General features: G+C 50.9%; 19 protein-coding genes. All 19 read right to left on the bottom strand.

Annotated elements, in window-relative coordinates:
- Nucleotides 1-20: 20 nt before the first annotated feature.
- The 19 genes from IPN95_20030 to IPN95_19940 all read right to left on the bottom strand — a co-directional run bounded on the left by IPN95_20030 (nucleotide 21) and on the right by IPN95_19940 (nucleotide 21662).
- Nucleotides 21-1265, bottom strand: coding sequence for an N-acetyl sugar amidotransferase (locus tag IPN95_20030; protein MBK9451656.1), 1245 nt, complete (start codon nucleotides 1263-1265; stop codon nucleotides 21-23).
- A gap of 88 nt (nucleotides 1266-1353) precedes the next feature.
- A complete protein-coding gene (locus IPN95_20025; GenBank protein ID MBK9451655.1) occupies nucleotides 1354-4029 on the bottom strand; it encodes a CHAT domain-containing protein in 2676 nt (891 codons plus the stop codon).
- A 246-nt stretch (nucleotides 4030-4275) separates the two neighbouring features.
- Entirely contained in the window at nucleotides 4276-4929 is a 654-nt protein-coding gene (gene hisH, locus IPN95_20020) for an imidazole glycerol phosphate synthase subunit HisH (protein MBK9451654.1), read from the bottom strand.
- Complete coding sequence (hisF, locus tag IPN95_20015) at nucleotides 4926-5798, bottom strand: imidazole glycerol phosphate synthase subunit HisF (GenBank protein ID MBK9451653.1); 873 nt, start codon at nucleotides 5796-5798, stop codon at nucleotides 4926-4928. The genes hisH and hisF overlap by 4 nt, the downstream gene beginning before the upstream one ends.
- Nucleotides 5799-5892: 94 nt before the next feature.
- Complete coding sequence (locus IPN95_20010) at nucleotides 5893-6630, bottom strand: SDR family oxidoreductase (protein ID MBK9451652.1); 738 nt, start codon at nucleotides 6628-6630, stop codon at nucleotides 5893-5895.
- Entirely contained in the window at nucleotides 6627-7544 is a 918-nt protein-coding gene (locus tag IPN95_20005; GenBank protein ID MBK9451651.1) for a Gfo/Idh/MocA family oxidoreductase, read from the bottom strand. The genes IPN95_20010 and IPN95_20005 overlap by 4 nt, the downstream gene beginning before the upstream one ends.
- Nucleotides 7541-8263 carry an acylneuraminate cytidylyltransferase family protein gene (locus tag IPN95_20000; GenBank protein MBK9451650.1) on the bottom strand — a complete coding sequence of 241 codons (723 nt, stop codon included), beginning with the start codon at nucleotides 8261-8263 and terminating at the stop codon, nucleotides 7541-7543. Before IPN95_20000 ends, IPN95_20005 begins: the two co-directional genes overlap by 4 nt.
- A 10-nt stretch (nucleotides 8264-8273) precedes the next feature.
- Complete coding sequence (locus tag IPN95_19995; GenBank protein MBK9451649.1) at nucleotides 8274-10268, bottom strand: ABC transporter ATP-binding protein/permease; 1995 nt, start codon at nucleotides 10266-10268, stop codon at nucleotides 8274-8276.
- Nucleotides 10265-11257 carry a polysaccharide biosynthesis protein gene (locus IPN95_19990; GenBank protein ID MBK9451648.1) on the bottom strand — a complete coding sequence of 331 codons (993 nt, stop codon included), beginning with the start codon at nucleotides 11255-11257 and terminating at the stop codon, nucleotides 10265-10267. The genes IPN95_19995 and IPN95_19990 overlap by 4 nt, the downstream gene beginning before the upstream one ends.
- A gap of 8 nt (nucleotides 11258-11265) precedes the next feature.
- Nucleotides 11266-12384: a DegT/DnrJ/EryC1/StrS family aminotransferase gene (locus IPN95_19985; GenBank protein MBK9451647.1), complete on the bottom strand. Its 1119-nt coding sequence runs from the start codon at nucleotides 12382-12384 to the stop codon at nucleotides 11266-11268.
- Nucleotides 12381-12782, bottom strand: a complete 402-nt coding sequence (locus IPN95_19980; protein MBK9451646.1) for an acyltransferase — start codon at nucleotides 12780-12782, stop codon at nucleotides 12381-12383. The genes IPN95_19985 and IPN95_19980 overlap by 4 nt, the downstream gene beginning before the upstream one ends.
- Before the next feature lie 3 nt (nucleotides 12783-12785).
- Complete coding sequence (gene neuC / locus IPN95_19975) at nucleotides 12786-13937, bottom strand: UDP-N-acetylglucosamine 2-epimerase (hydrolyzing) (GenBank protein MBK9451645.1); 1152 nt, start codon at nucleotides 13935-13937, stop codon at nucleotides 12786-12788.
- A gap of 116 nt (nucleotides 13938-14053) precedes the next feature.
- Nucleotides 14054-15103 (bottom strand): N-acetylneuraminate synthase, encoded by a 1050-nt coding sequence (neuB, locus tag IPN95_19970; GenBank protein ID MBK9451644.1) that lies wholly within the window; start codon nucleotides 15101-15103, stop codon nucleotides 14054-14056.
- A 279-nt stretch (nucleotides 15104-15382) separates the two neighbouring features.
- Nucleotides 15383-16141: a capsular biosynthesis protein gene (locus IPN95_19965; GenBank protein MBK9451643.1), complete on the bottom strand. Its 759-nt coding sequence runs from the start codon at nucleotides 16139-16141 to the stop codon at nucleotides 15383-15385.
- Between the two features lie 5 nt (nucleotides 16142-16146).
- Nucleotides 16147-18537: a polysaccharide biosynthesis tyrosine autokinase gene (locus tag IPN95_19960; GenBank protein MBK9451642.1), complete on the bottom strand. Its 2391-nt coding sequence runs from the start codon at nucleotides 18535-18537 to the stop codon at nucleotides 16147-16149.
- 9 nt (nucleotides 18538-18546) lie between these two features.
- Nucleotides 18547-19359 (bottom strand): polysaccharide biosynthesis/export family protein, encoded by an 813-nt coding sequence (locus IPN95_19955; protein ID MBK9451641.1) that lies wholly within the window; start codon nucleotides 19357-19359, stop codon nucleotides 18547-18549.
- A 217-nt stretch (nucleotides 19360-19576) separates the two neighbouring features.
- Entirely contained in the window at nucleotides 19577-20077 is a 501-nt protein-coding gene (locus IPN95_19950; protein MBK9451640.1) for an HNH endonuclease, read from the bottom strand.
- Between the two features lie 11 nt (nucleotides 20078-20088).
- The gene (locus tag IPN95_19945) at nucleotides 20089-20883 is read right to left on the bottom strand and encodes a C40 family peptidase (protein MBK9451639.1); all 795 of its coding nucleotides are present in this window, start codon (nucleotides 20881-20883) and stop codon (nucleotides 20089-20091) included.
- A 137-nt stretch (nucleotides 20884-21020) separates the two neighbouring features.
- On the bottom strand, nucleotides 21021-21662 hold the full coding sequence (locus tag IPN95_19940) for a hypothetical protein (protein MBK9451638.1): 642 nt from the start codon (nucleotides 21660-21662) through the stop codon (nucleotides 21021-21023).
- Nucleotides 21663-21778: the final 116 nt, after the last annotated feature.

The raw sequence follows: 21778 nt of genomic DNA, 5'->3' as shown, positions 1-21778 counted from the left end.
TTACTTGATTCTTGCTGAAATCAGTCGTTCAAGCCGCCGCCCCAGACGTTGTGGCGCAATTGCCATTCGCCGCGGTCATTCTTGCCCCAAAGGTGTGGAGACCGGAATTTGTCGACCAATTCGCCGCGGAAATAGTCTGGATCGATTTCCAGGTATTCCATCACTTCGTTGAAGTAGCGGTCGGGAAATTCGCCATCAAAGCGCTTGACCAAGGCCACGCCTTCTTCGCGGGTAATGTGGCGGTTACGGATTTCCTGCGAAGCATCGTAGGTCGCCCGGCCGATACCAAACTTGATATGCGTCGTGTAGTAATGCAGGTCGTCGATCTTGTCGTCGATGCTGTTGTACTTGCTGTAGGTGCCTTGGGTGCGGAAGGGGCGGGCTTTGAAGCCGGTATTTTCCACTGCGTAGTAATAAACCTCCTGCGGCACCCATTTGAGGTAGTATCCCAAATAATGCACCTCGATTTTGGACCTTTCGACCTCCTCGACGGGAGCCGGCAAGAACGCAAGGATGTCGCTGAGGCGCACATCATACTTTTCCTGCAATTCGCGGATGCTCACCCCGCCAAGATAAATCTCGTCGAGGTTTTTGAAGCTGTAATAGCTCTTGTCGCGCAAGGAAGCCACATTGTCCGCGATCGGATTGCCATATTCGGCCTCATTTTCCCCGTAAAACACGAGCGGAATGTCAAATTTTGCAGCCAGTTTCGGCGCCAGATTCTTTTGACCGAGGATAAAGGTCTGGAACGGATGCAGCAGGTTGAGGATGCTCAAGCGTGTGAGCAGCTTCATCACCTTGCCGTTGCGGTTGAAGCTCAGGTTGTCAAAGCCCGCATCGATCCAGTTTTTGAAATTTTTCTGGCCGTAGTCGGTGTAGAGAATCGGCGGCCACGTGACGGTCAGCGGATTCATGCCATACTTGTACTTGAGAATATGGGCCGCGTAGGCACTGTCCTTGCCGCCTGAGCCGGGCACGAGGATGTCGTAATAGCCGTCGTTGCGGCGGTATTGGTCAAGGAGCTTGATCAATTGCTCTTCGCGGGCGTGCCAGTCGATTTGATCCTTGATATCGGCCTGCTTGCAGGCATCGCAAAGGCCACCTTCATCGATCTTGAGCGTGGTCTTTTTGCTGTCGATCGTGTGCTTGAATTCGATGGCGGATGCGGGACGTTGATTGCTCATCACACAACGGCTGCACCACGTGACTTGGCGCGGAAGGCCATAATAGGTCTCCAACACTTGATTTTCCTTGTTTCCAGACATATTCCATGGGCCACCTGCTTTGCAGGCGGGCGGCGCGAAATTACGAATTAATCCTTAGTAGGCGCAGGGAATCGGAGCGCAATCGTTGTCAATGTGCCTTGCGGCGACGGCGGCGCATACGTCGCTGCCAAAGTGCGACAATCAAGGCTGCAATGCTGCCCCAAATCAGGTAAGGGGTCCAACTTTTGGGGCCTTGCGTGAGGTAGGGGCCTTCTTCGCCGATCATGACCATCGAGGCCCAATAATGGGGGTGATACTGCATGCCGTCAGCCGGACCTTCGGTGCGCAAATATGCCATACGGGCCTCACGCAGGGCTTGGGCAGCAGGCTTGCCGACCTTCATGGTCTTGTAGAAGTTGCCGGTGAGCTCGGCATTGTTTTCGTTGTCGATGCGCCAAAGGCTCAACATTACCCGCGGACAGCTTGCCGCAAAAAACGTTCGCGCAAGCCCCATCACAGCTTCGCCCGATTGAAGTTCGCCTGAGGAAGTCGCGCATCCGCTCAAAACCGCCATTTCTGCGGAAAGCTGCAGGCCGGTGATTTCATGGAAAAACAGGCTGTCAATGGACTTGTCGTCTTTTTGCAGGCCGATCCAGGATTGTATGGGATTCAAACTGTCTGCAATTGTGGGACTCGCAAAATGCAAAAAGCTGTAATCGCGGCTATTGTCGAGAAAGTCGTTGCGGCTTGCTTTGTCGATTGATTTCCCGTTTAACGCATCCGCAGCCAACCGACCTTCACGTTTTGCAGTTTCCAATTTTGGCATGCCGTCAGCCTGTGGGGAGGCCGACAATGCTAGAATGCTTCGCATAAATGCCGTTTGCGGATGCCCTGCAGGCTGATTCTGCCGGGCCAAAGTTGTCGCTGAATGCCCATAACGAATCTCACAATCCCGCATCAAGTAGGCAGCATGCCTGAAGGCCAAATCGCTCGGCGCCAACAAACGCTGTGTGATCAAACATTCAAATGGGATCAAGGCCAATCTGCCATCGGGTACGATGATCAGCGCGCGGGGAATTCTCGTACGGAAATTCCCTTTGATCAAAGGTCCGATCAACTGCCCAAATAGATAATAGGCTGTGCGCTCATACTCAGAAAAGAGCTTGCGAATCCGGCCCTCGGGTGGCGTGCGAAGCATATTGCCAAACCGTTCAATGGCCTTGAAGAACTCGGGCTTGAGGGGTGCTGAATAGCATTGCGCGTGCTGCTGATCAATGGCGAAAATGAAAAGTTGCTGATCGCCAATAAAATACTCCAAAAAGACTTCGTCCGCATCGAGGTCTTGTTGTACCGAGGCAACACTTACCATGCCATACCGCTGCGTCAATGCGGCAAAACCCGGTGCAACGGTATCGATTCCGCTGGCAAGCTGCGCGGCCTGTTTGTCAAGTTTGGTGAGGAATTCGATGCTTTTTTCTGTTGGGTGGCGATGCATTTCAAGTCTTCGGGACTGAATTGTACGCCATTGTGCGAGCAGCGAATCCGGCAATTGATAGGCAGGGTAGGCACTTGCACTTTGGAGAGAGAGCAGGATTTCATTGGTCTTGCGGCATTCCATGAAATGGAACACACGCTCCAAGTCGGCGGGGGATTTGGTTTGGCTTGCATGTGCAAGGGCAAGCTTCAGGGCGCGTTCGTAGGAAGGATAAATGGCCTTGGAGCTGAATTTTCCCACCTCCTTGACGTGATGGCCTTCGCGGAGATGGTTCAGATAGTCGAATGCATTTTCATAACAGCGCAACGATTGCTCGACCAAACCCAAGGCTTCAAAGGCATGGGCCTTCTGAAGAAAAATCTCAAAAAGCGCTGGATCGTCTGCCCATAAATTCGGATCAGGATTCATGCCAGGAAGGCTGTCTTGGAATCCCGGGACGAATGCCATCAACGCCGCTTGGCTGGCAGCCAAGGCATTGGTCGGTTCTTTCCTCGCCAGCCAAGACTTGGCACGCAAGGTATGAATGGTGCCCAAAAGCCGTTTTGAGGCCAACGAATCCGCATTCGCTGCCTCTAATGCAATGTCGGCTGCCTCTAACGCAGGTTCAAATTCCTGTTTTTGGTAATGATATTCGCTGAAGGCCAACCACAACTTAACCGTTTCTGATTTTTTAAGGTTGTTGCGGAGGTTTTTTGTTTGGTCCAAGTACCAAAAGGCACTGTCAGGCATGCCCCATCCGTTGAAATCATGGGCGACTTCCACCACCGCATCGATATAGGTAGAAGTCAAATTTGCCTTCAAGACAGGTTCCTTGACCCCCTTTAATAATGCTTGTTGCATTTTTACTGCCCTCTGTGCCAGGTCGGTGGCCTCCGCATATTTGCCGGCAGTTCGGAGCATCCGAGCCAAATCCAAAAACATCCCGGCTTGTTGCGTTGGCAAGGAATCGGTCAAACGAATGGCATTTTCGAAGGCAGCACGCGCCGCGTTCCATTGTCCGAGCGTCGTTGCTGAAAGCCCAAGGTTTCGCGAAATCTGAATCAATTTTTCTGAATCCCCAGTGACCAATTCGCGCTTTTTTTGAAGCAAATTGAGGGAGATTTGATAGTTTTCCTTTGCTTTCTGTGGCTCATCCAATTCAGTATACCAAAGGCCAAGTTGCAAGTGCCAATCGATTTTCAAGGAGTCTGCATGTGCCCAACCCAATTCGGCATTGGACAGCAAGGTAGACAAGTCGGATGCGGCGGCGTATTGGTTCGACCTTGACTTCGCCGAATTCCAATTCTCCTTGATTTCCCCGAATTCCTTGATCGCCCCTTGTTTGTCCATTGTTTGGGCATTCAAACCCAAAATGGAAATTGTTCCCAAGCCGATGCATAGGCAGAAAATGCGGAATTGATATGGAATCCTGAGGAAGGGCACGATCATTTTAGGGGCAACTTTCTCCGAAAAGCTAGGGAAATTTCGGCTGACCACCAATTTTGGTGCAAACCGGAGCGCATTGGCAACCTGATTTCACATCCGATTTTCAAAGAAATTCAGCTCGAATTCAGGCCAGGAAGGGTATAGGAAGGCTTAAAGCAATCCGTTGATCGCTCCCCAACTGCGGTAAATTTCCACACCCTCCGGACCACTTTTTTCGGGATGGAATTGGAAGGCCAGGATGTTGTCGCGTTGTACGCCTGAGCAGTATTCGAGGCCTTGATAATTGGTGACGGTCAAGACGTCTCCGGGCACTTCAGGCTGCACGAAGTAGCTGTGCACGAAGTACATGTAACTCTGATCGGGGAGATGTTGCAAGGGTGTACCCTTCCACGACTTGAAAGGCGGTGGCGTGATTTGGTTCCATCCAATTTGCGGCACCCGTGTCTTCTCACCGCGAATTTCGGCAGGGATGCGTACCACGTTGCCGGGCAGCAAATCAAGTCCGCGTTCCTGCGAATCAAATTCGACGCTATGGGTGAAAAGCAATTGGAGGCCGAGGCAGATACCCAGAAAGGGCTTGCCGGCGGCAACTTGGTCCTTGAGAGCTTGCTCGATGCCGAGCTTGCGCAGATTGGCCATGGCCGCACCAAATGCTCCAACGCCAGGAAGGATCAAGCCGTCTGCCGCAGCGATTTTGGCCGGATCATTGCTGATTTCGGCATCCAGACCTACGTGGAGGCAGGCTTGCTGTACGCTGAAGAGGTTGCCGAGCGCGTAATCGACGATAATGGTCTTTTTGCTCATTGGGCTATGGGTGTAAAGGGCCGGCACGGGAGACCTTGAGAAAGCAAGAAATTTTTGATTTCGGGCAAGGTGCAGGTTTCAAAATGCTTGTGAATACGACCGCTGCGCAAAAATTCGGTATTGCCTTCAGTTGCGGATGCTGCTGCACTGGCAAATTTGCCGATGTAATCGTAATGGAGCATACCAGCAACTGCAATTGCGCTTGCTCCCCCTTGCGTCAACACCTCCTGAATATGCTGCAATTTTCCTGGCCCGCCATGGGCGATCACCGGTATGCGTACCGCATCCGCGACCTTGCGCGTAAGGGCGGCATCATAACCTTCGCCCGTGCCTTCGCGGTCGACGGAAGTGATGACGATTTCGCCAGCGCCGAGCGCTTCTGCTTCTTGTGCCCAGGCCACCACTTCGCGGCCGGTATATTCCCGACCGTTGTCGGTGTAGGCGAGGTAGCGGCCATCGCTTTCGCGGATGGCCTCGATGGCCACGACGATCGTCGAACTTCCAAAATCCAGCGCGGCTTGCCGCACGATGTCGGGCTGCTTCAAAGCGGCGGTGTTGATCGCGACTTTGTCGGCACCTGCGCGCAACACACTACGGATGTCTTCCAGCGATCGCAAACCGCCACCCACGGTTAACGGAATGAAAATCTCACGGGCGATCTTGCTCACGATGTCATGCAAGCTGTTGCGCTCGTACAAGCTTGCAACCACGTCCTGGAAAAACAATTCGTCGGCACCGTTTTCGTAATAATGGCGGGCAAATTCCTCGGGTTTACCAAGCACCCGCAGACCTTCCAAGTGGATGCCTTTGACCAAATTGGGGCCCTTGATATCAAGCCTCGGAATCACCCGTATTGCTGCAGTCTGCATTCTCTCTCTTCGATTTCAGGGCCAAAAGTATTGACTTTGTAGCATTTCAAAGCCGATACCCATAGAAATATCTGTCGGGAAGTCCATTTTGCACTCAGATGCAGGTCCAGCCGCCATCGACCATCAAGTTGTGTCCTGTGATGTACCTTGCCTCCTCGGAGAGCAAAAAGCTCACTGCAGGTGCGATGTCATCGGGCTGCCCAAGACGGCCCATGGGCACTTTTTGCTCATAACGTTCGATAAAGGAAGGATGCTGCTGATCGCGAATTCCGCCTGGAGACACGCAATTCACACGAATGCCGCTCCGTCCATAATAGGAGGCCAAGTAGCGGGTGAAATTGACGAGACCACCTTTGATGGCGGCATAGGCGGCTGGCGAAGTGCCGCCATAAGCTTCGTAAAGCGAAAAATCATTGCCAACGACGCCATAAATCGAAGCGATGTTGACAATGGCGCCGCTACCTTGCGCCTTCATGATGGCAAGCACCTGCTGACTGATCACAAAATAACTGTTCAGCTGCATGTCCACATTTTTTCGCCAAGATTCGGGATCCACGTCTTCGAATCGTTTTCCCCAATCAGCCGTCCTTGGATAAGCATTGTTGACCAAGCCGTCGATGCGCCCAAAATGAGCAAAAATTGCGGCAATCGCCTCCTTGACAGCATCGTCGTTGGTGATATCTGCCTGCCACGTGCCATTTTGTAGGTCAGAAGGAACATTGAGATCGATGTTGATCGGTCGCCCACCCTTTGTTTGGATGTCGCTTACCATGGCCTTGCCGAGCAAGCCTGAACCTCCGGTGACGATGATGATCTTATTTTCTAAAGTCATGGAGCGAGACAAATAGTGAGGACGTTGAAAGCATCTTGCAAAGAATTGAAGGATGCTTGTCCATTGGCAAGCAGCTCCGTAAAATACTGCATTTGCAGCAAATATGTATCCGCGACTGTTTGTTTGGAGGCAAACAAGGTCTGTCCGTTGCAGGTGATCGCATTCGCACGCAGGTCCACCACCCAGGTTTCATCCTCCCAAACGAGCTCAAGGGTGCGTTTGGGGTCGCGCCGGTAGTAGTTCAAGACGACGCTTGCGGCAAAAAGCGGATACTCTAGTATATAGTTGGCATAGTCGAATGCACTGATTCCCAAAGAGGATCGATTGCGCGCGATGCGTGTCACCTGCGCTGGCATTCCAAACAACCAATAGAGGTAATCCAGTTCATGGATCAGGTCGATATGTACACCGCCGCCCATTTCGGCATTGGCGCTATAGGATTTTCTGAAATCTTGCCCCACCCGCCATTCCGGGAGATAGGATCCGCAATAGACATTGACCTCGTTGAGCCGCTTTCCTGCCTGCACGGGGATTTGCTCCTTGATGAAGCGCAGGCAATCCAGAAATCGCAGATTGCAGGCGACGTAGGTTAAAACACCCCGTTCCGTGACCTCCGTGAGCAAATCGGCGATTTGCAAGGTATCATGCAGAGGTTTTTCAACAAACAAGGGGCATTTCAGGGGAAGGAGCAATTCGATGGTCTCCGCGTGCAATGCGGTAGGATTGGCGACAATGGCGAAATCAACTCCTTCGTCAGGCAATTCCGACAATGAAGTAATGTTGGTGACGCCAGGATAAGCTTCCGAATCTGGCTGCGAGCGCAAGGCAAAAATGCGGCAATCTGGATGGATGGAAAATAGCGCAGCAACATGCCGTTTCCCGATCGAGCCCAATCCAACGAGAAGTGCCTTCATAACTCGAAATCAAGTTTGTCGTTGGCGATCAACAGCGAGAGTATTTCAAAATCGATGGGGTGATCAAGGTCAAAACAAAGATGGGGGACGACATAAATCAAGCTACGGTCTGTGATCGCACCTTTGTAACCAAGTCGGAAAAATTCACGGCGATAGAAGTAAAATGAAGCATTGAGGTCGTATACTTTTGGCGCGGATTGGCGGGTTAGCAGCATACCTTCTGGTTGCTTGACCTGTGCAAAGAACCCGTTTTCCTTTTGTTCCACCATGTTAAAATACGGGCTTCGGTTGGCGGGACTCACAGAAAACAGGTTCACGGCTTCCGGGTTTGCTTCGATTACTGAAAATGCATCCTGTAAATCCTTGAGATTTCGAAGGGGGGAAGTGACGTCAAGATCCAGCAGGTATTCAAAAGTGCAATTCAACCGATTTTCCTCATATTCCAGTAAGTGGGCGATGGTTTCCACCTTACCTGCATGGTCTCCTGCCAAGGACTCAGGACGCAGGTAATCGGTAACAAGTCCAGCTGCGGCAGCAGCTTCCTTGATTGCCAGATCGTCTGTGGACAGTGCGATGGTCACATTTCCGAATGCAGCCTGATAAGCCTGTGCGGTCGCGATTGTATGGGCAATCAGGGGTTTTCCTGCAAGCATTCGCAGGTTTTTTCCTGGAATGCCTTTTGATCCACCGCGAGCGCAAATTGTGACCAGTATCGCCATGAACTTGAGGTTACTTCAGCATTTTCTCTTGAACCAGCCCCGCATAGGTCCATTCATTCAGCAACTTTCCGTCCTTGAGCTCAAGGATACGGTCACAGTTGCGGAGGGTGGTAAGTCGGTGTGCAATGACAAATACGGTTTTGTCCAGCTGCAACGCTTGGATCGATTCCGTGATCATATTTTCCGTTTCTGTGTCCAAGGCACTCGTAGCCTCGTCAAAAATCAGAACGTTGCTTTGATAATAAAGTGCGCGTGCAATCCCGATGCGCTGACGCTGACCTCCGCTTAACCGCGCGCCCATTTCGCCGACTTGCGTATCCCAACCATGAGGAAGGGTGCTGACAAACTCCGTCAGGCTCGCCTGTTCAAGGGCCATTTTCAGCCTTTCTTCATCAATTTCCAGGGGATTTTCTCCAAAAGCTACGTTTTGTTTGAGTGTGTCATCGATCAAAAAGACCTGTTGCTGAACGTAACCCACTTTGGCCCGCCAAGAAGCGATGTCTTCGTATTCGATTTTTTTGCCATCGACGTAGATTCCGCCATCATCTTCACGCAAAAAGCGCAACAGGAGGTTCATCAAAGTGGTCTTGCCTGAACCTGATTCGCCGATGATGCCAATCTTCTCGCCTTTTTTAACGGTGAAATTGACCTTTGAAAGGGCAGGTTTCTCAGCACCTTTAAACGTGAAGCTCACGTCTCGGAATTCGATACTTGTGTTGTAATCCATTGGATGGACATCCATCTTATCCATTTTGGTGGGCAATTCGCCCTCCTCCAGCACTTCCATGGAAAACATTTGCCCTTTGATGCCCATCAGCGCGGCAAGGCTGCGGTTCATCGAAGGAAGTACCCGGAAAGCAGCAGCAGCAAAAATGGCCACAAATTCGAAAATGGTGTTGGAGCCTTCCCCGAAGAAAAAGGCATAGGAAAAGATCACAAGTATGCCGAGCACGGCAATCACTTCCAAAGCGCGACTTGGCACCATGGTGATCGTATGCTTGATTTTGAAGGATTCGTTAAGGGAAATCTGTTCTTTTTCGTAGGCCTCCAAAAAATGAGTTTCCTTGTTGGTCAGGCGCACATCGACAAACCCAAATATTGCTTGGTTGATTCTGGAAAAGGTAATGGCCCCAAGCCGCAATTGTTCTTGCCCAATGGCATACAGCTGGTTTTTTGTGAGTCCGTAAATCGCAAAACCACTGGGAACCAACACCACTAACAAGGCACCAAAAAGTTTGATGTCCACGATTGCAATCCCGATGATGATCAGTAACAAAACGGCGATCTCCGTCAGGAAGTTGATCAAGGAAATGAGCACCCCTCCCACGTAAAAGACCGGGATGTTGATGATATTGTTGACGATATCGGCACTGTTGGTTTCCTTGAAGTAGGTATAGCCGCGGTTGTAATACTTCATGTATTGCCTGCGGGCAAGGTTTGTGGCAACATCGTAGGCAAACTTGGATTGCAAATAGCCGACAAACAGCGTGATGCTGTTTTTGATGAGGAAAACAACCAAGACCAATACTGCTAAAAAGAGCATGTAGGATTCATAGGTTTTGAATCCGAGGGCGAGATACAATTTGCGTAGCAGATTGGTATCGGATGGCAAAGAACTGCTGACGGATGGGTTGACTCCGGCTGTATTGGACTTTGGTTTCCGGTAATCAAGCGCAATCGGTCCGATACTTGTGGTGTCGGGGTGAATCGTAAGCGCTAGCTTTTTCGGAAACACAAAGACTAAATCTTCGTCCGGAAGTGGCGAATCGGGATGTATGGTTACAGCCACCTCATTTTGAACAGGCCCGGTCACCAAACTTGGATCATTGGCAGCCATCATCACGGGAATCAACATCGATAATCCCGCGACGTCGATGAAAACGCTGATAATGGAGTAAATCGCCATCTTCATGGCCCGCTTCGACTCAACAGGGGTCAACAAACGTGCACTTCGCCTCAAAGTGCGGATCACAAGATTCTTGTTGAAGCGATCCTTTAGTTTCACAGCAGTCCGCAGTTCGTCAGAATCGTTTTGATTTCCGTTTTGTCGATCAGGCGACCCATGCCCAATTCCATAATTTCTTGGTAGTTGTCGTTTTCTACCTTCAGCGGATCAAACGGCGAACTGCGAATCACAAACATGTCATCCATCACCGTGATGTGCGGGGCTTCGTCTTCGGTAAAAAGGTATTCGTGGATCTTTTCGCCTGCGCGTTTGCCGATGTATTCGATTTGGATGTCCTCTGGACGAAAGCCATACTGTGGCGCCACCTCGGCAATCATCACCTCGGCAATGTCCAAGATGCGCGCAACGTCCATTTTGAGCACAAAAACTTCGTGCCCGACCATGCGCTCCGCTGTTGCAAGGGTCAAGGCAACCGCCTGCGGAATCGTCATGAAGAACCGCGTCATTTCGGCGGTTGTGATCGTAATCGGCCCGCCTTTGGAGATTTGCTGCCTGAACATCGGAATCACAGAGCCGACAGAACCGAGCACATTGCCAAAACGCACACAAGCGACCTCGATGCCACTCAAGCCGATCGGCGCATTCACAATCAGGCGTTCGCTGAGGAGCTTGGTCGCGCCCATCGTATTGATGGGGTTGACTGCCTTGTCGGTGCTGATGCCGATGAATTTCTTGACACCATGCGAAATGGCAGCATCGATCACATTCTGCGTGCCGACGACATTGGTGCTTACCGCTTCGAATGGATTGTATTCGCAGAGGGGAACATGCTTCAATGCTGCTGCATGAAAGACAATGTCCACACCTTCCATCGCCCGCGCAACGCGGTCGCGGTCGCGCACGTCACCCACAAGGTTGCGCAAAATCGGCGTGTCCAGTTCTTGGCTCAACCGCCAATGTCCCGATTCGTCATTGTCCAGTACCCGTACCCGCGATGGCGAACAACGCAGCAATTGACGTACAATTTCTGATCCGATGGAGCCACAACCGCCTGTGACCAAGATGACTTTTCCTTCAAAAATATTCATTTTCGGTCTCAGGCATTCGCACGCAGGGTGGTCATGGCAGCACGCAGTTGCCTTTCCACCCATTGCATCTGTGCATCGGTAATCGAAGTGAAAAACGGGAGGATGATCGTTTCCCGGCTCAATTTTTCTGCAATTGGGAACATTCCTTCGGTGTACCCGAAGTCACGCATGTAAAACTCTTGCAGGTGAATGCAAGGCGAGAAATAGGCCTTGCTTTGTACGCCATTGGCGTTCAGGATTTCAAGTAAGGGATCGCGCAAAGCAGCATCCACGCGCAGGGCGAAGACAAACCAGCTATGAGCGGCCTGTTCCCAACCCGCAGGGAAGCGCAGACCGGGAATGTCTGCCAGCATTTCCATGTATTGCTGCGCCTTTTCGCGGCGAAGCTGCATGATTTCCGGCAATTTTTTCATCTGCTCTACGCCCATGGCTGCCGTCACCTCGCTGATGCGGTAATTGTAGCCAAGTCGCACGTGCGTGAGCCATTGCATGTCAGTGGCGCGACCTTGGTTGCGCGCACTCAGGCAATATTCGTAGATCGCATCGTCATTGGTGACGATCATACCGCCTTCGCCGGTCGTGATCTGCTTGTTGGGATAAAACCCATACACAGCCACATCCCCGAATGTTCCGGTCATTTTGCCCTTGTAAGTGGCTTGTATGGCTTCGCAGGCGTCTTCGATCACCCGCAGGCCATGCCTTTTGGCAATGTCCATGATCGGATCCATGTCGGCGCTTTCACCAAACACGTGTACCGGCAAAATCGCTTTCGTTTTGGGTGTGATCGCGGCCTCGATTAAATCGGGATTGATGTTGAAGCTTTCATCCGCATCCACAAATACTGGTGTCGCACCTTCAAAGAGAATACAATTGCTGCTTGCGACAAAGGAGAATGGCGTCGTGATGACTTCGTCACCCGGTCCAAGACCGAGCGCTTTCACCGCCAAATGCAGCCCTGATGTGCCGCTGTTGACTGCCAAGGCATATTTGACGCCGATGGCTTCGGCAAAAAGCCGCTCGAATTCGGCGGTAACCGGACCCAAGGCAAGCCTGTCGGAGCGCAAAACCTCTACGACGGCATCAATTTCCTCTTGCCCCATATAGGGCTGTGAAAGCGGAACGTTCATACGATTTCCTTCACGACTTTAGCGGGTTGCCCCATTGCAACAACATTGGGCGGAATGTCTTTGTTCACAAAACTGAATGCACCGACGATGCTGTTTTCGCCGATCGTCACCCCCGGCATGACCACCGAATGTGAGCCAATGCAGGCCTTTTTTCCGATGGTGACCTTTCCCTGCTTGCCATCGATGGTACTAAGGGAGTAAATCGAGCAATGAGATCCGATTTGGACCTCATCGCCGATTTCTACTTCATGTCGGGCGTTGATGTAGGTAAATGCGCCGATATCGGTGCGAAAACCCAGTTTAAGCCCGGCTACACCTTGTACCACCCAGTTCCACTTCGTGGGCACACCGTCTTCGATGTGCGGTGGCTTCCATTCCCCGAAGCGGTCCTCGCTCATGGCTCAGTAAGTGATCTGCTTTTGGATCAATTTCTTGTCGAGTTCCACGGTTGAGAGGACGTCTACGATGCGGCGGCTGGCATTGCCATCGCCGTAAGGATTTACGATATTCTCCAAGCTATCCATGAATTCGTCGGCAATGACCTGATCGATGGCGGTTTCAATCGCCTGACGGTCATGACCTACATGCACTACGTTGCCCGCACATTCGCGACCTTCTTGACGGATGCCGATGTTGACCACGGGGATCTTGAAGGTTGAGCTTTCGATGATACCGCTGCTGCTGTTGCCGACCATCACGGAGCAATGGTTCATGAGGCTCAGGAATTCGCGGTGAGGAATCGAAGGGAAAACATGGTTGCCCGGCTCGGTCTTGATGCGCTCCAATTGGGCAATGATTTGCAAACCACCGGCATCGGAGTTGGGATAGATGAAGATTTTCTCTACATCAAAAGCATCCAATGCAGCGAGGGTTTCTGCGAATTGTTCACCGGCAATTTCGGCCTCCGTTGTCACGGAGTGTTGGAGTACCAAAAACCAAGGACGGTCTTCTGGCAAGTTAAACCTTCTGGCAAGCTTCGAGCGGCTCAGCGGGTTCACATTCAGAATGGTATCGAGGGCTGGTGCACCGACAGTATGGATGCGCCATGGTTCTTCACCCATTTTGAGGATGCGTTCAGCGCTTTGCGGCGTAGCTGCAAAGTGAATCGAGGCCATTTTGGTGACAGCATGACGGGTCGACTCATCCGTACCTCCGCGTGTGACGTCTCCACCATGAATGTGGGCAATCGGGATGTTAAGGTACAGTGCGGTAATCGCACCGGCCATCACTTCGGTACGGTCACCGAGCAAGAGCAGAATGTCGGGCTTCAGCTTTCCAAGCACCTTGGTCATGCCACGGATGCCATCACCCATGGCAAATGCCATGCCTTTGCCGCTATCTTCGGGCGGGTGCATCGGCACGCGACCTGAGATCGGGAAACCGGCACCTTCGATCGCTTTGACGCTCATGCCAAACATTTGCTCGAGGTGCATCCCCGTTACCAATACTTGAAGTTCAAGGTCAGGATGTTGTTGAATGGCCTCCATGACTGGGCGCAGCAAGCCAAACTCGGCTCTGGTTCCAGTCAGTACACAGATTTTTCTAGCACTCATTTTTTGTAATTAATGAACAGCACAAACTTAAAAAAACAGGCATTTCCAATGAAGGAAAAAGAACAATGTGGAGTTTGGTTAATCCTCTCAAAGGTGCCTGACAGGGGAATAAAGCCTTATTCGAGCATGTCCCACGTGATGATGGTATCTGCCTCGATCGTGACTTTTGCCCTTCTGCCCGTCAAATCTTGCATTTTTTTGGGAGAAATTCCTGTTCCGGGTCGTTTTATATCCAAAAGCTCTACCGAAATTAACGTTCCGGCTGGGATATCCTTGGCTGCAACGATACTTTTTCGTGCCGCTTCCATGATCCTTAACTCGCTGGGATTGGGAATTTTATCACCGTGGCCCATGATTTTTTCCACCTGACGAATGCGTTGAATCATGTCCTTGAGTTCATGGGGTTCCAAGGATGCTTTGTGGTCGGGACCTTCCATGTTACGGTCCAAAGTATAGTGTTTTTCGATCACACAGGCACCTGCAGCCACGGCAAGTTGCGGTACCAAGATGCCATCGGTGTGGTCGCTGTAGCCTACCAAGCATTTTAATGCTGCTCCCATCGTCTGCATGGCAAGCAGGTTAACCTCCTCCTCGGGGCAAGGGTAATTGGTTGTGCAATGAAGTACGACCAACCCGGGATCGCCCGCCTCCCGAATGGCATTGACCGCGTCGTGACATTCTTCCAACACAGCCATGCCTGTGGAAATGATCATCGGCAGGCCTTGTGAGGCCATTTTCCGTAGGTATGGGAGGTTGGTCAAGTCTCCAGACCCAGCCTTGAAAGCGACCACCCCCAAGTCTTTCAGAAAGTCAATGCCTTCCAAGTCAAAGGGCGTACTCAGAAAGATCAGCCCGAGCGACTCGGCGAAATCTTTGAGCTCCCGATGTGCATCGTATTGAAGCTCCAATTTGCGCAGCATGTCGAGCTGCGAACTTTCCTGTCCGGTATTCTGAACTTGGTAGTCCGCCATTTTGGCTGACTTTGTGACGAGTTTTTCGGCTTTGAAGGTTTGGAATTTAACTGCATCGGCGCCTGCCTCCGCGGCCGCGACAATGAGCTCACGGGCAAGGGCTGGGTCACCGTTGTGATTCACGCCTGCCTCGGCAATGATAAAGCAAGGAAAGCCGGGACCTATTTTCCGGTCAGCGATGGAAATCAAATTCATGGGCGATGACTTTGGCGATTTTGAAATCGAGGAGAACTTGGATGTCGAGGTTCTTGGTTTCTTCCAGCAGGCATGGAACTCTTCGTGGGCATCATCCTTAGCCCCTGGATCTCATCGATCACTGTGAAGGCCTTGGCTGCTGCATTCGGAAATTGGGTTATCGAGGAGCTTCTTGGCGGTAGGGCCTTCTTCAGAGAAAGCCCAATGCTACGACCCCTTAAATGGCTGCGTACGGCGATACATTGATCTTTGTACATAGGCTGAAAAACAAAAAGGTTGTCACAGGCTGGAATTCAGCAGTCTTTCACCATCAACCAAATGCCTCAACTCCTTGCTGGAATTGTATGTCTTTTGTAACGTATCGAGCTGCAAAGGGCGATGGAGATCGGTTCCGATAAAATCGATCAAATCCTCTTTTGCCAAATCGCATGCGATGGTGGTAGCGCGCTTGCTGTAACGGCCACCGAAGGAGGTCAGGTTCACCTGGATTTTCATTCCCCGGTTACGCATCATGCGCACCTCCTCCACAGCATCTTCCGCCCATAGGTATTGGTAACGCTCCGGATGGGCCAAGACAGGGGTGTAGCCTTGGGTGAGCAAGGCGAAAATGACATCGTGCATCCCCATCGGCTTGGCCACATAACTCGTTTCCACCAGGAGGTATTTTTTATCTCCTCCAAACGTGAGCAATTCGCGTTTCCCGAGGGACTGGGCAAATCCATCGTCGAGATAATATTCGGCAGCACCTTCCACTTCGATTTCGATCCCCGCGATCTTGATGTTTTCGCGCAGTAGCTCAATTCCCTTCCGTATGATCTCAGGCGTGTTGCGGTAGGCATCAGACATGATATGCGGGGTGGTGATGAGTTTGCGATAGCCCAGCTTGTAAAGGGCACGAATCATCAACATGCTTTCTTCAAGGCTTGACGATCCATCGTCGATCCCAGGAATCAAATGCGAATGAATGTCTACCCCCAGCTTCCCAAAGGGTGCTGCCTCGGACGATTGGCCCCCAAAGATGCGCTGCAAAAAACTCATATCAATTAAGACTTTCGGCGGAAAAATTTCCACACTTCCCACCATTTGGGCGGCGTGTAATCCTCTGAATAATAACCTTGTCCATATACTTTGTATCCGTATCCGCCGTACCGTTTGTTGGCGGTGCTCACGGAATTGAAAACGATGTAGAGGTTGCGAATGTTGTGATCTTCTGCAAGCTGATCGGGATTCCTCACAAAAACGCGCTTGGAGTAATCGGCACGAATGACATAAAGTGCCACGTCAGCACTCATGAGCATGGTGGTGCCATCGGTCACCAAACCGATGGGCGGGGTGTCGATCAGGATGTAGTCATAATTTTTCTTCAATTCTTCCAGCAAATCCTGCATCCGCTGAGACAGGATCAATTCTGAAGGATTTGGGGGGATTGGACCCGAAGTGATCAAGTCCAAATTTTTGTATTCGGTATTCTTGAGGGTGTCTTGCAGGGAGCTTTTCCCTACAAGCAGCGTCGAAAGCCCCACAGAGTTGTCATTTCCAAATGAATAGTGGAGCTTGGGCTTGCGCAAGTCCATGTCGATGATTACGACCTTAATGTCTAGCAGGGAGAGCATGCCCGCCAAATTGATCGTTACAAAGGATTTTCCTTCGCCAGAGACTGTACTTGTGATGGCAACGACCTTGGTGGTTTTGTCGGCAGCAAGAAACTGCAGGTTGGTTCGGATACTCCGAAACGATTCGCTCAGGCCAGATTTTGGATTTTCCACGCTCATCAGGCGCGGATATTTGTGGTTGAGGCTTTCGTTTGCACGTCGCACCACGCCAATGATGGGGGTGAAGCTCATGGCTTCAATTTCTTCACGATAGGAAATCGTGTTCTTGAGAATGCCTGCAATCAGAATCAGCAACAGTCCAAGCGTGATTCCTAAGCCGCAACCGACAATGTAGATTCGTCTAGGATTGGGCGAAATCGGGTAGCTTGGAGTGAGCGCGCGGTCCATGATTTGAACGGAGGATACAATCGACGCTTTTCCGATTTTTGCCTCGGCTTGTTTTTCAAGAAGCGTCAACAAAATCTTTTCCTTTACCTCAAATTCACGCATGAGGCTTTGCAGCACACGCTGCGTTGCGGGCAAGCTTTTGAGCTGTTCCTTGCTTTTTGCGAGCAAACCGTCAAAATATTGGATTTTTTTGTCGTTGTCTTGGCGGAGCGAGGCTACGTTGCCCAAGATGGATTTCATCAAGCCATTTTGTTTGACTTTGAGCTCCGTGACCACGGGGTGCCGCTCAGTATAAAGTGGCAACGCGGCTCTTTTTTCAAGAACGACCGAATTGTAGGATGCGATCAATGAAGTCAGCAATTGGTCATTGAAGCCCTCAAGCGTGAACGAAACCGCAGAAATCGTGTCTCCAGATTTTAACTCGCTCTCAAGGCGATCGATCTCCAGCTTTCTGATCAGCAATTGCATCCTGCTTTCCTCCTCCGAATGCAGGTTTTCCAAATCAAAGCCGATCTTCATTTCAACATTGAAAAACTCCTTTTCCTGCTTGAATGCCTGCAAGACATCCTCGGCCATGTTTACACTGTTCTTGATCGTATCGATCTGGTTTTGGATGAACTGCAACGCCTGATCAGCCGCCTCGGTCTTGCGGGCAATATCTTGAATCTTGTATTCATCGATCAGGGTATTCAAAAAGTCCGAAGTGAACTTGGAGACATTGTCTTGCAAAGAAATTTTCAAAATTGGCACCAAATAGCCCGATTGCTCGACTTTGAGGCCGCTCATGGCGCGACCAATCATCGATTCGGGCATGACAGCCATCCATTTGAACTCAACCTCCGGCGTCAGTTTGTAGCGATCTGTTTCCCGTTTAATGATTTGGAATTTGAATCCCCCAACATTGATGTTCTCCCCAAAATAGTATTGTTTCTCTACCCGATTTGGCCCGTCTTGATAGCTGAGCTTGAACTTGTTGCCAGCCAAATAGAAGATCGAAAACAACTCATTGTACCTGACATTGGAGGTGGAATCGTAGATTACAACAAAGGGGGCGTCGTCTTTGTAGATTTCCGAAGTTACCAAGGTGCCGACGAGATAGTACAACGACGTGAAATTCATGTTGTTGATGGCTTTTTCAACCATGGACCGCGACTGAACCAACTGAATTTCGGACTGAATATCATCTTGCATGAGCCCGAAGCCAAACGACTCCATCATGCCAAGACCCTGATTCATTTGTTTGTTGTCTTGCACTCTCAACGTTGCCTCGGCAGCAAAAATCGGCTTGGTGTAGCGCAAATACAGCTTGCAGACGATCATCGCCACCACAAACGATACCACGATATAGTACCAACGCTTGCGAAAGAGGTCTAAAATCTTCGCGAGGTTGATTTCCTCGGTGTTCGTGTTTTTGGATTGAAAAACCTGCCTCATTCTGAATTCTTATTTGCCAATGTTGAGGACGATCACTGCGAGGGTACTGATCGTAGAAAACAGAGACAATACGTTGGTATAGGGTTGAAGTGCGTCTGCAAGTACCCGAATATCCCTTGGCTCCACATAAACAATGTCCTTGTTACGCATGTACATGTCTTCAGTGCGGATCGCGTCAAGCTGTCGCAGGTCAAAGATCAAAATCTCAGGTTCCTTGCCTTGCCCCACTCCGCGCAGTACTTTGATCACGCTTCTTTTTCCATATTGACTCACGCCGCCGGCGGCTGACAAAACCTCGATCAAGGTCGTGCGCTCTCTGAGAAGTGGAAAGACACCGGGCGAGCCAACCTCGCCTTGCACAGACACACTCAAATTCAAGATGGCAATTTCAACTTTCGGGTCTCGGTATTGAACAGCATACTGCTTCTCAATGGCTTCTTTGGCCTCCTGCTTGGTCATGCCGAGTACCTTGAGTTTGCCAACTTGGGGCAGGTCGATTTCGCCGCTTTTGTTCACGAGAAAGGGCACTCCCGTAGCGCTTGTGCCTTCAATCAATGCTAGACCCTTGGTAATGTCAATATTGTTGAGAAAGCGTACTCCGATCTGGTCATCGCTTTCAATACGATGCTCGTATCCTGCTGCAATCCTGACCGAATCGGGATTCAGGTGAACCACCGGGATGTCGAGCTTCTCGTAGGCTTTAGGTGTGTTGAACAGGACGTTACGCAAACGTTGTCCCTTCAAAATAGAAGAGGGTAGGAGCATCAGGGCAGCCCCGAGCGCCAACCCGATGATGAAATTCGAAGCTGTTTGAGATCTCAAAATGCGTACTTTTTCCAAACTTCAGAAAACAAATCGCGCAAAGATAAGCAAATCGGCGAAATATCGACGCTGACAAAAGGATTGTCAGATCTCAAGTAGACATTCTTAATGCGGTCGCCAAGAATAAAGCGTGCGATGCCCAAACAACGAAAAAGCCGCGAGGATGGTTCCCCGCGGCTTTTACAATCGTTTCGAGGATCACCGATGGATCGGTTCCTCAGTTCATCAAAAGATAGGGTCGCCATTCTTCCTGAACCTTGCCATGAAAGTCACGGAGGTACATGATGAAGCTTGGACGAAAGGGTTGATGCCGCATCTGCATCTCCGCTTCCTCCGGCGTGCGGTCACCCTTTTCTGTATTGCAGCGTTGACAGGCTGTGACAAGATTGTCCCATTGGTCGCGTCCGCCGCGCGAGCGAGGAATGACGTGGTCCAAGGTCAAATTGTCCTTGTTTCCGCAATACACGCAGGCATAGCCATCGCGTTTGTAGATGTTGACGCGGCTTAAGGCAACGCGCTTGAACGGCAGATTTACAAACCGATTCAGCCGGATAATCGAAGGATATTGAAACTCCTTGGATACCGAACGCAAAACCTTGGCCGTCCGTTCGCTGATCATTTCGGCTTTTTGCAGGAACACAAGCACAAAGGCGCGCTCCGCCGAACAAACTGTGACTGCCTGATAATCTTGATTTAAAACCAATACTTTAGAGGCCATAGTGGTGAAATTTAAACAATCCGCTTGATATTACATAATGTATGTGTCTGCTTTCCAGTGTACTTGCCGATGATGCCTTCTTGCACCAGCGGTGAGTCATGCACGTGACCCGAAGCATGCCTGACGTTTCCGTCGGGCAAGACGACGCCCACGTGATGTATTTTGCCCTTGGCATTGACAAAAAATGCCAAATCGCCTGCCATCCGCTCCGCGAATGCGATTTCCCTTCCATGCTCGGCTTGTTGCCAAGCATCCCGCGGAAGTTGAATCCCGCAAATCCCGAAGACCAATTGGGTCAGACCCGAGCAATCGATGCCCCAAATGGATTTCCCGCCCCAAAGGTAGGGCGCTCCCAGGAAGCGCTCAGAAAGCTCGACCACTGCCTTGCCGCTCGGCTGCGTGTAGTGGCAGACATCCTGTGTGCCGACTTCAAGCTGCCAATTCCCAATGGCAACGCGCAATCGATCGTCTGCAAAGGGTGGTGTGCGGGGAATGCGCGCCCCCAGACTCAAATGCAAGGGGAGGGCGGAGCCCGCCCAACTTCCATTGAGCTGCAAACTCGGGACCAGCACATATTCCCAGCCGACGATGCCGTCAAGCCAGGCCTGATCCACAGGCAAAACCATCTTTTCGTCGATCCAGCCCTCGTAGCCGTCTGCCGTGTTGCGTACCTGCAGCCATTGTCGGTCACGCGCCAAAACTTCGACGACATCGCCAAACACAAGCTGCGTGACCATCTCTGCCGCGTCTGAAGGATTGGCACGAACGGGTACCAATGATTGGAACGTGAACTGCTGTTCCGACATACAAATCGATTTTGAGCTAAATTACTGATTTCAAAGTCCGAAGGTTGCGGACTTTTCAACGATAACAGGTGTAAATGCAGAATTTCCGGGACAACTGCTCCCGGAATCAGAAAAACTGAATACTGCCGGAAGGAAACCTATTTGTTGGCTTTGTAGGAGCGTACCAAGTCTTGGAAGAGCGGAAAGCCTTGTTTGTAGTCGTCCGCAGTCACCGCACTGTAACTGAATCCAACAAAACGCTCCCCTTGATCCGCATAGGCCCAGGCCATGTACTTTTCGCTGTATTGTGTCGAGTCGTCTACAACGAATTTGGGTATCTCGATCTGCAGAAGCTTGATCTCGTCTCCATTGAGGGTGCCGATCGGGTCTTCACCGACGACTTTGCCATTCCGTTCGGTTCCAACATACAGCCCTTTGAGCCAAGTGAATAGGCTGTCAACGGTGCTGCAACCGGGCAAGGCTTTGGACATATATTCGACCCGAACCTGTGGAGCAGAGAGGTCTCTCGCAAAGCCCGGGAAGAAATAATAGCCCAATTGGCCATTTTCTTCCGTGTCAGGCATGTAATTGGCCCAGGGCACCGAGTCGCGATCCACTTGCCGCATACCTTCGATTTCTGCCAAACTGAAGTTGACACCACCATGTTGGTATTCCTTGCGTGGTAAGCTTTCGAGGGCTTTGACACGTGCTTGCTCATCGGAGCTGATGCCACCTGATTTACAAGCGGCGATCTGCAAGAAGACAAACAATGAGGCGGTATACAGCAGAACTTTGTGCATGACTGACAAAAGTGAGCTGCAAAACTAACACTTTTGCCTTACGAATGGCGGTTTGCTCTCCTGTGTGGTCAGATTGTATGGTCAAACGGACGGTATGCAAGTCTCAGCGGGACGGA

This window comes from Bacteroidota bacterium (genome assembly GCA_016718825.1).
Classification (GTDB): Bacteria; Bacteroidota; Bacteroidia; order J057; family JADKCL01; genus JADKCL01.
Note: the sequence above shows the minus strand (reverse complement) of the source record. Positions and strands in the feature narration are given on the sequence as shown.

Excerpts from the sequence above, each read along its gene's own strand:
- IPN95_19945 (MBK9451639.1), bottom strand. The coding sequence starts at position 20,883 with ATGTCGGAACAGCAGTTCACGTTCCAATCATTGGTACCCGTTCGTGCC.
- neuB (MBK9451644.1), bottom strand. The coding sequence starts at position 15,103 with ATGAATTTGATTTCCATCGCTGACCGGAAAATAGGTCCCGGCTTTCCT.
- IPN95_19960 (MBK9451642.1), bottom strand. The coding sequence starts at position 18,537 with ATGAGGCAGGTTTTTCAATCCAAAAACACGAACACCGAGGAAATCAAC.
- IPN95_19980 (MBK9451646.1), bottom strand. The coding sequence starts at position 12,782 with ATGAGCGAGGACCGCTTCGGGGAATGGAAGCCACCGCACATCGAAGAC.
- IPN95_20000 (MBK9451650.1), bottom strand. The coding sequence starts at position 8,263 with ATGGCGATACTGGTCACAATTTGCGCTCGCGGTGGATCAAAAGGCATT.
- IPN95_20025 (MBK9451655.1), bottom strand. The coding sequence starts at position 4,029 with ATGGACAAACAAGGGGCGATCAAGGAATTCGGGGAAATCAAGGAGAAT.
- IPN95_19940 (MBK9451638.1), bottom strand. The coding sequence starts at position 21,662 with ATGCACAAAGTTCTGCTGTATACCGCCTCATTGTTTGTCTTCTTGCAG.
- hisF (MBK9451653.1), bottom strand. The coding sequence starts at position 5,798 with ATGCAGACTGCAGCAATACGGGTGATTCCGAGGCTTGATATCAAGGGC.
- IPN95_20030 (MBK9451656.1), bottom strand. The coding sequence starts at position 1,265 with ATGTCTGGAAACAAGGAAAATCAAGTGTTGGAGACCTATTATGGCCTT.
- IPN95_19950 (MBK9451640.1), bottom strand. The coding sequence starts at position 20,077 with ATGGCCTCTAAAGTATTGGTTTTAAATCAAGATTATCAGGCAGTCACA.
- hisH (MBK9451654.1), bottom strand. The coding sequence starts at position 4,929 with ATGAGCAAAAAGACCATTATCGTCGATTACGCGCTCGGCAACCTCTTC.
- IPN95_19985 (MBK9451647.1), bottom strand. The coding sequence starts at position 12,384 with ATGAACGTTCCGCTTTCACAGCCCTATATGGGGCAAGAGGAAATTGAT.
- IPN95_20005 (MBK9451651.1), bottom strand. The coding sequence starts at position 7,544 with ATGAAGGCACTTCTCGTTGGATTGGGCTCGATCGGGAAACGGCATGTT.
- IPN95_20010 (MBK9451652.1), bottom strand. The coding sequence starts at position 6,630 with ATGACTTTAGAAAATAAGATCATCATCGTCACCGGAGGTTCAGGCTTG.
- neuC (MBK9451645.1), bottom strand. The coding sequence starts at position 13,937 with ATGAGTGCTAGAAAAATCTGTGTACTGACTGGAACCAGAGCCGAGTTT.
- IPN95_19965 (MBK9451643.1), bottom strand. The coding sequence starts at position 16,141 with ATGAGTTTTTTGCAGCGCATCTTTGGGGGCCAATCGTCCGAGGCAGCA.
- IPN95_19990 (MBK9451648.1), bottom strand. The coding sequence starts at position 11,257 with ATGAATATTTTTGAAGGAAAAGTCATCTTGGTCACAGGCGGTTGTGGC.